Raw genomic sequence first — 11,268 nt, forward strand, 5'->3', positions numbered from 1 at the left:
CATTTATCTTTGAATTATCATTTATCTTTGAATTATCATTTATATGAGCGACGTCATACTCAACCACTTCCTGATTTCCTGATAAGTGGGAGATGAATCGCTTTTATAAGGAATCCAAGGTCTCATAGCATCAAGACGTTCGCTACAAAGGGAGCGTTCGTCGCCTCCAATGCTCGCTGCTCCATTTCGCGAATAAGATGAAAAGGAAGCAGTGCAATTTGCGTCAGAATAAGCTGATAGGCAATGCTACCGCTCAGTGGGTGTTGTATCACTCACTGGACAGTAAATATCTAAAGTACACACTCAACACTTGGAAAAAAGCTTTACACTTAAAACGAAACATTGGTCTTAGTCAAACAGAAAATCGTCCCCGAGCACATCCTCGAGCCTGACGCTATCACAGCTGACCATTCACATTATTCACTTCGAAGGTCAACTAGATGTTCACATAGACTATGAAAATTGGCTGACACAGAATATTGAACACCCTCTGCTGCACACAGTATTCGCGCTCGACATAGAGTATTGAACACCCTCCATTAAGGTCACATGATAATTTAAAATTGCTCTATAGATTCTTCCTAAAGCCTTTAAAGAATTCTACTGTTGTTTCGTCTAGATAAAGATTAGCCTTAAGCCCCTCCGCCCTCTGTTTTGCACTTTTTTCTATACTACGAATTTCTTCTTTTGTAATTTCCTCACCAGTGTATCGAGAAAAATATTTTGGTTCCTTACTTCCCTCACCGTAGACATCATCAAAAAAAGTCTCTATAGTGCAATCATAACTTTTGTTAATTTCATGAGCAACCATACAGTAGAAATATGCTTTTTTAGATGTTTTCTCTGCTTCGGATCCTGTTTCATACTCTCTCATGTATGGAATAAAAATAATACTTTTGAATGTTAGAGAATTAAAATCGTTTTCCCTAACTCCATAATCAATCCAGCGTAAAGCCGTTTCAACATCACCTAAATCTTTATACAAAAATGCAGCTTTATATACGGCAACCATATTTCCTTTTTTAGCCATTTCTTCTAAATACTTCAAACGTATATCTTCATTAATCCAAGACCAGAAATGACTATCATAAAAAAAAGCGTAACCTTTATGGTTATATAATTTACTCGCCAGTTGGCCATAACGATAATCACGATAGATTGGAATATATTGCCACCAACTAGGATCATGATACAAAAGTGCATACATGGCTTTACCATCACCCTCTTCTGCAAGCTTCTCCCAACCTTCAATTGCTCTATCTACCCATTGTTCGTCACACGGCCAGCCCAAAAATCCACAAAATGATCGATCGACTTCCGGCATATCAGTGCCTGCAAGCGTAGCCATTGCCCAAGGGTTACCTCCCTCAGCAGATTTTAAAAGACTAGAACCAGCCTCCAGTGTATTGGATGTTTTAAACTGAGTATAAGCCAGCCAGTAAGAGGCTTTAGCATTACCTTGTTCGGAGAACTCTCTAAAGATTTCACTTGCTTCTTTATATTTCTCTTCATTCAATAACGACATTCCTTCATCTAGACTTTTTGCTTGAGAAAAAGCAGCAGAAAAGAAAGTCCCTAAAAAGATACAAATTAATAAACTAATAAGTTTCATCATCAACCACCAATTATCTTCCTGAACCCTTTTTTCTCGAGTCGAGTTTTGTTGGCTGTATCATCAGTATGTACTGAAAAGTATTCAACAACTTCTTGATATGCAGGTAATTGAATCACCCGTTTATATGGTATCCACTCTTTTAATATTTCATCAAGCCTATCTAAAAGGAAATGTTTTTGTCTAATAAACTTACGTGCTTCACCAAGATCCTCTACATTTTCCAAAGCAGCATAGGCATTGTCCCAATATATAATTATCTTATCAATATTTTCCGCATAGCGTTGCCATTTCACCTCTTCGGGAAGTTCCATGTCAATCTCTTCTCCAACTCTTTGCATGACGTTCTCGAACTTTTTCTTGGCATTGTCACTTACTGGGTGGCTCTCTCCTCTTATCCACTCTAAAAGCTTTGTCATCGCAGCCACTTGGTTGAGGTTATCTGTCGCAGCTTCTGAATCGTTACCCCAAAAACCTAGATCATGATAATGCAAAAGAACCGAAAAGAGCTTGGCGTAGGTCTCAGCCGGCATTTTCTTTATCCAATCTCGCTGACCGGATGTCTCAACGTCACTATTAATGAAGTTCGCCACAAAGGGAGCGTTCGTCGTCTCCAATGCTCGCTGCTCCATGTCTCGAATAAGATGAAAAGGAAGCAGTGCAATTTGCGTCAGGGTAAGCTGATAAGCAACGGCAACTGTCAGTAGCCTGTTAAAAGCATAAAAGGCTTCACTGCCATCGCTTTCATGGAATAGGCCAAAGCGACTGAAACTCGGGTGCTCCATCACATCTAACAACCGTGAGATAAATTCGTCGTAAGCAAGCGGGTCTAACTCAAACGCCAGCTTGCCAGAGAAACCAGCGATAGACGCGGCGCCAAAGTCGAAACGAAAGATTAAGCGACCATTATCTAAGGTACATTGCAAGATAAGTTTCGCTCCAACGCCTAACTGCGCGGTGAGGCGAGTGGCGAGCTTAAACAACTGTTTCATGTCCGAGCTACCCACATTTTTCCATAAGCATGCAAGACTGACTTGTCCACCTACCTCTGCACCAGCAAAGGCCGACACCTCAGTCTTTGCACCCGCCTTAATATTTCGCAGTTCACTATCATCCGCGAGCCCTAGGTCTTGCTTGCTTTCCAAACGTGTTGCAATAAAGGTTTGAGATGTCCGTAAGCCTGTAGCCCCTGTGGCAGCATCTTGACCAAGAGCAATCTCATTCGAGTATTTCATGCTTGCCGCTAACATACCGTGCACAACCGCTTCAATGTCGAAGCGAATGTCTCCTAAGCTCACTTCACGACGCTCATTGTCAACGGTGTAATAGGGAACTTTGAGATCGTACATGTTTTCAGCTGGAATGGAGAATTTTGTCGCTAATTGGCCGCTGGCAAAGTCAAGCGACGCCCCCAACTGCGTGTTCCCCACTAAGTTTAAGTTGACGCTTTCAGCTGCTGCCTGCGCTGAATACGTAAATCGCATAAATTGTGCGCCGCCGCTAACGTCCATCTTAACGGTGTTGCCGAAAATCTCAGTTTGCTGGGTTCGCCACGGTAGCACATACTCATAGGCCTCATCTAAAGCGATCTCTCCCCCCACGTTAGCCAACGCAAACGTCTTTTTAATTTCCGCATCATTACCCAAGGCGTCTCTTAACGCGTCCTTGAATACCTTGGGGTTTATCACTCCTTGCCCTTTTGGTAGCGTGGATTCATAAACTCGCGCACAGCTTTGTTTATTCCTTGCTGGGTCGTTATCTATAACCGCACACGTTGAACGTATATACATCGCTTCGTTTGGCTTGGAAGTGAGCGCACACTCAACAATCGTCGTATTCAGCGCCATGGAGTCAGGGACAATTTGATTGTTCAAATTTTCTGGTGCCCAATCTTTGTGCTCATCCCAAAGCAATATGCGCTTTTTCTCTCGCACTTGTCCAACGAGGACCGAATCCTCCTGACCGTCAAGAATAGGTGATTGAATCCTTCTTCCCGGCTGTCACTCCAAGGCATACCCCGTTGTAGCTTTAATATCACTTCATACATCTCATCATCAGGCCTGAGCGTGCTGGACATATAAGGGTCACCGGCAACTTTATCAATGTTCTCTTCAATGAAATCTTTGAATAAAGGAATGTCATTATCAGGCTTGACCGCCTTTTCTTTGCAACCGGTAAGGACATTTATCGATAAGCTTAAAAGTATAACTTGGATAATCGTTTTATGACGCATCATAGGGCGGTTTCCAACAGATAGCGTTTCTAGGCTGACAGGTACCATAACGTTTTAAACCAAAGGAATGCTACAGGCCAGCGAGTGTAGTATCACTCACTGGGTGGAATGCTTGGGATGTGAATTTAAGGCTAATAAGCAACCTTTCAATTGGCGAAAGTGTCAGCAGAAATTTATCCTTGCCCCCAATTATCTATCCTAGTGAAGAAATCGATATAAATCATCGGCTTCATCTCAGCGATTTCTTTGCCTATATTACAGACACTTTCATCATAGTCGTCTTTTTCTGGCCACTCATCGTCAAATCCAAAATATCGTTTACTCTTGAATGTTTTTTCATACAATAGTGCATGACAGTATTTTTCTTCTCCGCTCAACTCATTACTTCTATCTAGAGCAGTAGCCAAAAAGTAATACCGATCTCCTGACCTCTTCATTCGTTCAAAAAGCTGATTGTTATCAGCTTCATACACGGTTGATTCTGCCATTGCAGGAATATAATAGTTATTACTAGCAATATTGAAGAGTTTTACTCCTAACTTCTCTAGCTCTTTAGATCGAAATTTACGACCTCTATGACTTGGTTCCATAAGTGTAGATGTGTAATCCATTAATGGCTTGTAGTAATGAGCCTCTGCAAACCGAATAACTTCTTTAATATATTCTTCACGTTTTTCTATCGACTTATCAAGGCCTTGGTCTTTTAACAAGAAGTACTGAGCGCGAAGATCGCCTTGTGCAGCAAGTTTTTTAAACCCCTCAACAGCCTTTTGGTATATTTCCTCGGTGCAATATTTATTTTCGTAAGAGGTATCTAGGCCGAGATCTTTTGCTACTTTATTACTAAGACTACTCGAGCCTAGATGTGCTCGACAGCGATAACTTCTATTAGAAAGCCAATACGCTGCATAAGGGTTCCCATCGCTCATTAGCTTCGCTAGACGAGATACGGCGACACTTTTTTCTTCGATATCATTCAATGTTAATCGCGAATACAAAATCGTGGCATCAGCATTCCCTTTCTCTATAAGGCGATTAAATCGATCTTCTTCTTCTTTGCTCCAAGGCGTTCCTCGCTGTAGATCAAGCAACACATCATACATTTCATTTTCAGGACGAACTGTGCTGGATATGTAAGAGTCATCGGCAACTTTATCAATGTTCTTCTCAATAAAGTCTTTAAATAAAGGGATGTCATCTTCAGGGTTGATCGCCTTTTCTTTACAACCGGCGAGGATACTCATCGATAAGCTTAAAAGTATAACTTGGATAATCATTTTATGACGCATTATAGGGTTGTGTCCAACAGATAGTGATGTTTAGACCGAGAGATAGCATAAAATTTTAAACGTAAGGAATGCTACCGCCCAGCGAGTGTTGTATCACTCACTGGGCGGGATATTTAGGATGTCAAATCAAGACGGGGAAGAAATCTTTAAGTTCGGAAAACTCCAGTATCAGCTCAATAGAAAATCAGCCTCGCCCCCAGTTATCGATCCTAGTAAAGTAATCAATATAAATCATTGGCTTCATCTCAGCGATTTCTTTTTCTATATTACAGATGCTTTCATCGTAATCACTTTTTTTAGGCCAGTCGCCATGATATACGAAGTAACGAGTACTCTTAAACAAGTTTTCATATAATAGCGCATGACAAAACTTCTCTTTATCAGCCAACTCATTGCTTCTCGCTAAGGCTACCGCTAGAAAATAATACTTCCCTCCTGCTATTTTCATTCTATTAAAGAGTTCTTTATTATTCGTTTCATGAACCATCAAGTTCCCTATAGCAGGAGTATAATAGTTATTACTTGCTACTCTGTATAGATCCATACCAAAGTTTTTTAGTTTTTCTGAGCGAAATTCTAGCCCTCTATGTCCCGGCTTTTTTAATGTATAAAGATAGTCCATCATTGGCTTATAATAATGCGCTTCTGCGAATCGGATCACTTCTTTAATGTATTCCTCACGCTTTTCTACGGACTTATCAAGGCCTTGGTCTTTTAACAAAAAGTACTGAGCGCCAAGATCGCCTTCCGCTGCGAGTTTTTTAAACCCCTCAACAGATTTTTGGTAGATTTCCTCGGTACAGTATTTATTTTCATAAGAGGTATCTAAACCAAGCTCTTTTGCTACTTTGTTGCCAAAATGTTCTGATGAAAGATAAGAAAGGCATAAGTTACTCTTATTAGATAACCAGTAAGTCGCATAAGGATTTCCTTTTCTCATCAGTTCAGTCAGTATCGCAGTAGCTTCACTTCGTTTATAAATTTCATCTATTTTTGTACGTGCATAGATTATTTTGGCATTCTCTACGCCCTTTTTCATCAAAGAGTCCATCTCATCCCAAGTTGTTTGACTCCAATCACCACGCTGCAGCATTAGCATCAAGTCATACATCTCATCATCAGGCTTTACTGTACTCGATATATAGGGATCATCGGCTACTTTATCAATGTTCTCCTCAATGAAGTCTTTGAATAAAGGAATGTCATCTTCAGGGTTGATCGCCTTTTCTTTTTCCTTACAAGCACTAATAGCTATTACTACAAATAGCAAAAAAGCTATCTTTATAATGTTTTTATAAACCGACATCTTTAAGGCTCCAATCGATGATCTTTTCATTTTCTTCGGGTACTAATTTAATGTAGCTATTGTCTTCATCATGTTTAAGTTTTATTTCTTCACCTCGGCTACTAGCATTGGCCACCACTGATCGCGCATAGGCTCGATACTCTGTGTTGATAACCGGACCGAGTCGTCTTGTATTATCTGTTTTCGTATAACTGGTCATTATCATTCTACCGCAGAGTGTTTTTGATGCTATATCGAATTTATCTATTATATCTTGCGTTAGTGTTGCATCAACTCTGAGAACTAGAGAGGTATATATAAACCTTGCTATCTGATACCAACTTTTTCTAAATCCCTCCCACTGTTGGGGTTTATCGGCTCCCGCATGGAGGTCGGCCATTATGATCAATGTCTCTTTCCATTGCCGCTGGCTGGCATATGATTCGTCGTCTTCTTGGTTAGTTTTATCTTTGCTTAGCCACTCCATAATATTCAAAATAGCTTGAGCCTGTCGACGATTAACAAACTGGGCACTACCCTCAGAAGTTTCCTCAGTCTGTGTCTTAAGTAATGCTGCAATCAAGTTCGCGAGAGTCTCGGGAGGTAGTTTTATGATCCATTTTCTCGCATTAGGGGCATTATCTCCTGTTAGGCTTCTCGATAAGAATGGAGCATATTCTTTACTTATGACATTCTTTTTGTACGATGCCCACAGGTTCGGTGGCATGAGTAATACCTTAGAAAAGGATAGACCTAAACCAATAGCTATCGTCGCGATGTCATTAAGGGTATTAAAATCATCATTTATTCCGTTTTCATCTACATCACCAAACACAGATAAGCGGCGGAAGTTACTTTGCTTAAGCACGCCAAGTAAACAATCGATAAAGTCATCACTATTGATCGCATTTAATTCGATGCCCAAGGTGCCCTTACACCCGCCACCAACTACTAAGCGCGCAGACGCGATGATAACTAGAACGCCGGCCTGAAAAGCAATGCGGAATTCACTGTGAAAACCTGCGCCATACGCTGCCGAAAATTCACCCTTAATCGTACCTAAGGTTTTAGGAACCCGAGCATTAGGTGGTACCCAGAAGACGTCCGCCCCCAAGGCGCCGCCTACTTCTACTCCGACAAAAGCATCTACCGCTGCACCTGCCTCCGCTGCAACCTGGCTATTCACTAGGTCATGCTGCGTTGCACCAGTCATATTCTCAACTCGATGGACGTTAGGGTCGAAAAGAGAAAAGGTACTACCACGTACTCCTAGCCCATTATCTATGTCACTAGGGCCGACAGTAATACTACTCCCTAACTGACACGTCGCACCAACTAATCCATAGACAGAACCGGTTATACGTGCCATTAACGCGCCAACATCGTAGCTGAACTCTTCACCTTTATCATCGGTATAGAAAAGCGTCACCGCATAACCTCTAGCTGATGACGCTGATGCATTTTCACCCAAGGTATTGTTTTGCTCACCCTCTGGTAACCACAGACAAATACTCATTTGTCCTTGCAAAAGCGCCAACTTAGCCGAAATATTGCCACTCGCCCCTACTTGGCGAGGATCTTTGATTAGGTCTGAATAGGCTGATAGCGGAAGGTTAAGTGCTGATTCTCCCTTTGCAGTAAAACGAAGAAATTGTGCCCCTGCATCTTCCGCATAAGCAGGCTCGTTCAACCCCTCGATATTGCCTTCTTGAGCGTGGTAACTATCTTGCCAAAACACAGTGTCGAATTGAGATTGCGTTTTTAACGGGGCTATGCTCACTTGCACACTTGTTTTTCTTAACGCTTTTAATGCATCAGTGACACTATTTACACCAACGATATTCCCGCCGCCCGTCTGAGGAGATACAAATGTAATGCGATCAGTGATGAAATCAACATGGCAAGCTGCTTTGGTATAGAATGGATCTGACTTATCGCAAGGCATATACCACTCTGGTCCACGCAGGTAAAAAACTTTCCCTGTGGATAAAAAACTGCACTCAACTGGCTGAATATCGCTGAGTCCCGCATCGTTGACAAAGGCGCTTACACCTTTTTTATTGGGCTGGTGATCTTTTCTATCCCACACTAATACAAGATCGGGGGCCAGCTCTTTCCTTTCAGCATCGGCAAAAAAGAATCGAAGCTGGTTAGGACCTTTTTGAGCCGCTTGTTTAGCCAAGATGTTTAAATGCTCTATTCTTTTCTGTGCTATCGACTTTATCGTTAATAGTTTATTAAAAAGCTTATCAAGCGGTGTGCCTTGGCTCTGACCCAGTATTTGATTCAAGGCATTTTGATGTTCGGTTATCGTCATGTCGATAAGGTGTATCAGTGCCTTCGCTGGATAATACGACCACGCGGCTTTATTGACATCATTAACAAGGCTTGCAATGTTTAGACTGTCATTTATTTCAGTGCTACCTGTTACCTCTTCGTATAAGCTATCGATCAGCTCAGTCTGCTCGATTGAAATTGGTTCTGGTGATGTCCGCCAGTTGTCACCGAGATTGCGTAATACTTGGGGCCCCGCCGCAACACCGACATCTCCCTCAAGTTGCTCCAACGTCAAGCATTGCTCTTTAAATACAATACCTTCTTGGTTGAGTAGCTTGAAACCGGGAAGAAAACCATCTTTCGCTAGCTCGTTAAGCTCACGTATCGCCGCTTGGTGTGGCCTTTTAGCCAGATCCAGACCATCGATATAGTCGTAAATAAGGTTACACGCTCTTTTAATACGCTCTTCTCTTCGTGATGTGAAGTATTGGTGGTCTTCGCTAAATACAAACTTAGTCCCATCATCTGAATTAATGTCACCAGCATTTCTTTCCGCTTTCTCTTCCAGCTCGGTAATACGTTCGTCAATGGCATTCAATATAAAAGTACGGACACGCTCTTCAACCAATTTGTCAAAACTTGCGTTGCCACTTCTGTCTTGAGGTGCAAGAGATTGAAACTTGCCACCATAATACAGTGCATTTCTTTCAGCATTTTCTCGTCGAGTCTCTTGCTGAACAATATCATCAAACGCTAAGTCAAGTTGCTCAAGTGCCTGGGTGAGAAACTCCTGAGGATCCGCAGATTTATAGTAGGCTTTTGTTTGTACCACTAAACGTAGTGGCAGAATGGTGGTATAGAGTTCTTTGTCTTCGTCATCCATGAACGCTTCATGAGGGCGTGTTGCAAACTTAGACATAATGCCAAGCTGATTGATATTTGCAAATGTGGTGCTGTAGTCGCCTTCAACAACGGCGTCCTGCATTAGGACTTTTTCTTCTTCGATAAGGTCCTTGGCCTCTTGTGTCACTGCGTACCAGCATTTTTCACCCGTCTTAGGATGCGATGGCACATATAAAATGTCTACAAAATCAGCGATTTGACACTCTTGTTCCGTGGCAGGCGCTTCTGGTGCCTTTTTAAACGATTCGCGAGAGGCCTCCGTATTGGCAGGTTCCGGTAGCTCTATCTTTAGCGTATCTCCAGCATAGATAAAATCGGGATCTTTGATTTGCGTGCTGTTCAGCTTGAGAAGGTCCTCGGTAGAAACATCAAACTTTTCAGCAATCAGACTTAAGCAGTCACCTTTCGTTATTTTGTATTCTTTCATCTCACACCCACTGCTTAAAAACGGAATCTTGTTGTTCGCCCTCCACGGGCGTAAATGGATTTGGCTTGTATAGGCACACAGGCACATCGTCTGAGTTAAACCAAAACACCCCTTTGCTTGGTCCCAAGCATTGCGCGATATCGTCTGTATTGGCTTGTGCTAAAACGGCATCCCAAAATCGTTGGCTTTGAAAGCGCAAACATAGAACTTGGCCAGCAACGTCTATCTTCAACATCGCTTGTAAGTGCGCAATAAAGTCATCTGCACAGATGTTGTCATCCACTGCAAATATTACCGAGCTGGTATCAAAATAAGGCAGTGTGCGCCATGTCTCGACGTTAGCGATGTCCGACCCCATATTCACCAAATAAGGGCTTTGCTCAAGCAGATAATCAAAGGGAGTACCTGCATATAAGGGCAGTATTTGCACGACACTAAAGTGTTCTTGAATCAGTTGCGCGGCATCACTGATCCTGACTGCATCAACGAGAAGCCAATAATGCGTTGCCATACTCTTATCCCTCCTCCTGCAAACACGGACAATCTTGACGAGGGCATGAACCATCGAATTGTCGTTGACACAATTTCAGCACAGGAAGGTTTGCCACCGATGCCACTTTTAAGGTCGCTGGCGAAAGCTGCAGGGGTAAAGGATCGGGACTCTCTGGCGACTCCACCCCAAATGGTAGGGCGGCGACTTTGCCGGCATAGCCACTGCCGGCGCCGGGGCTGCCGCCTGAGTTGAGGTTAATCGCAGGGCCCACAAGGTGGACACCGCCGCCATCAATGCTGACAAAGCTGCCGCCGGCTTTGACCGTGATGCTACTTCCCGCCTCAATCACCGCTTTTTGACCGGCTTTGATATGAATTTCGTTACTGGCGTCATTCACCCATACTTGGCCAGCTTTGACATGCAGCGAGCCGTCTACAATCAGGGTTTGGTCTTGTTGAGTGTACTGGCGACTCTCTCCCTCCACGGTATGATGCGCATTGCCCATCACACGATGAAATTGGTCGTTGTGTACCTGATGGTGGTTGTCATGACCTATCTCGGTCACGCGATCGTTTTCTACCTCGGTATGCCAGTCTTTTTGTGCATGTAAATACACTTGCTCACTGCCCGATTGGTCTTCGAACGTGAGCTCGTTATACCCCTCGCCTTGGTGGCTCTCGCTGCGCCAAACCGTCTTGGTTTTGTGTGCCGGCAAGGTATAAGGCGGCACATTGGTCGCATGATACGTG

Annotated in this window: 7 protein-coding genes and 1 pseudogene; all 8 read right to left on the reverse strand. The window is 42.9% G+C overall.

Annotated elements, in window-relative coordinates; genetic code table 11:
* Positions 1-568 precede the first annotated feature (568 nt).
* Positions 569-1,615: a hypothetical protein gene (locus BZG78_RS14820; RefSeq protein WP_077661635.1), complete on the reverse strand. Its 1,047-nt coding sequence runs from the start codon at positions 1,613-1,615 to the stop codon at positions 569-571.
* Positions 1,615-3,486 carry a hypothetical protein gene (locus tag BZG78_RS14825; RefSeq protein ID WP_077661636.1) on the reverse strand — a complete coding sequence of 624 codons (1,872 nt, stop codon included), beginning with the start codon at positions 3,484-3,486 and terminating at the stop codon, positions 1,615-1,617. The genes BZG78_RS14820 and BZG78_RS14825 overlap by 1 nt, the downstream gene beginning before the upstream one ends.
* Positions 3,483-3,848, reverse strand: a complete 366-nt coding sequence (locus tag BZG78_RS14830; protein ID WP_077661637.1) for a hypothetical protein — start codon at positions 3,846-3,848, stop codon at positions 3,483-3,485. Before BZG78_RS14830 ends, BZG78_RS14825 begins: the two co-directional genes overlap by 4 nt.
* A 170-nt stretch (positions 3,849-4,018) precedes the next feature.
* Positions 4,019-5,122, reverse strand: a complete 1,104-nt coding sequence (locus tag BZG78_RS14835; protein ID WP_077661638.1) for a hypothetical protein — start codon at positions 5,120-5,122, stop codon at positions 4,019-4,021.
* A 196-nt stretch (positions 5,123-5,318) separates the two neighbouring features.
* The gene (locus BZG78_RS14840; RefSeq protein WP_077661639.1) at positions 5,319-6,440 is read right to left on the reverse strand and encodes a hypothetical protein; all 1,122 of its coding nucleotides are present in this window, start codon (positions 6,438-6,440) and stop codon (positions 5,319-5,321) included.
* Entirely contained in the window at positions 6,427-10,026 is a 3,600-nt protein-coding gene (locus BZG78_RS14845; RefSeq protein ID WP_158011812.1) for a LysM domain-containing protein, read from the reverse strand. The genes BZG78_RS14840 and BZG78_RS14845 overlap by 14 nt, the downstream gene beginning before the upstream one ends.
* A gap of 1 nt (position 10,027) precedes the next feature.
* Positions 10,028-10,537 carry a DUF4123 domain-containing protein gene (locus tag BZG78_RS14850; RefSeq protein ID WP_158011813.1) on the reverse strand — a complete coding sequence of 170 codons (510 nt, stop codon included), beginning with the start codon at positions 10,535-10,537 and terminating at the stop codon, positions 10,028-10,030.
* Between the two features lie 4 nt (positions 10,538-10,541).
* Positions 10,542-11,268, reverse strand: a pseudogene (locus BZG78_RS15450) (type VI secretion system tip protein VgrG); the annotation flags it as partial.

The sequence above is a fragment of the Salinivibrio sp. MA351 genome (genome assembly GCF_001996065.1).
GTDB classification, from domain to species: Bacteria; Pseudomonadota; Gammaproteobacteria; order Enterobacterales; family Vibrionaceae; genus Salinivibrio; species Salinivibrio costicola.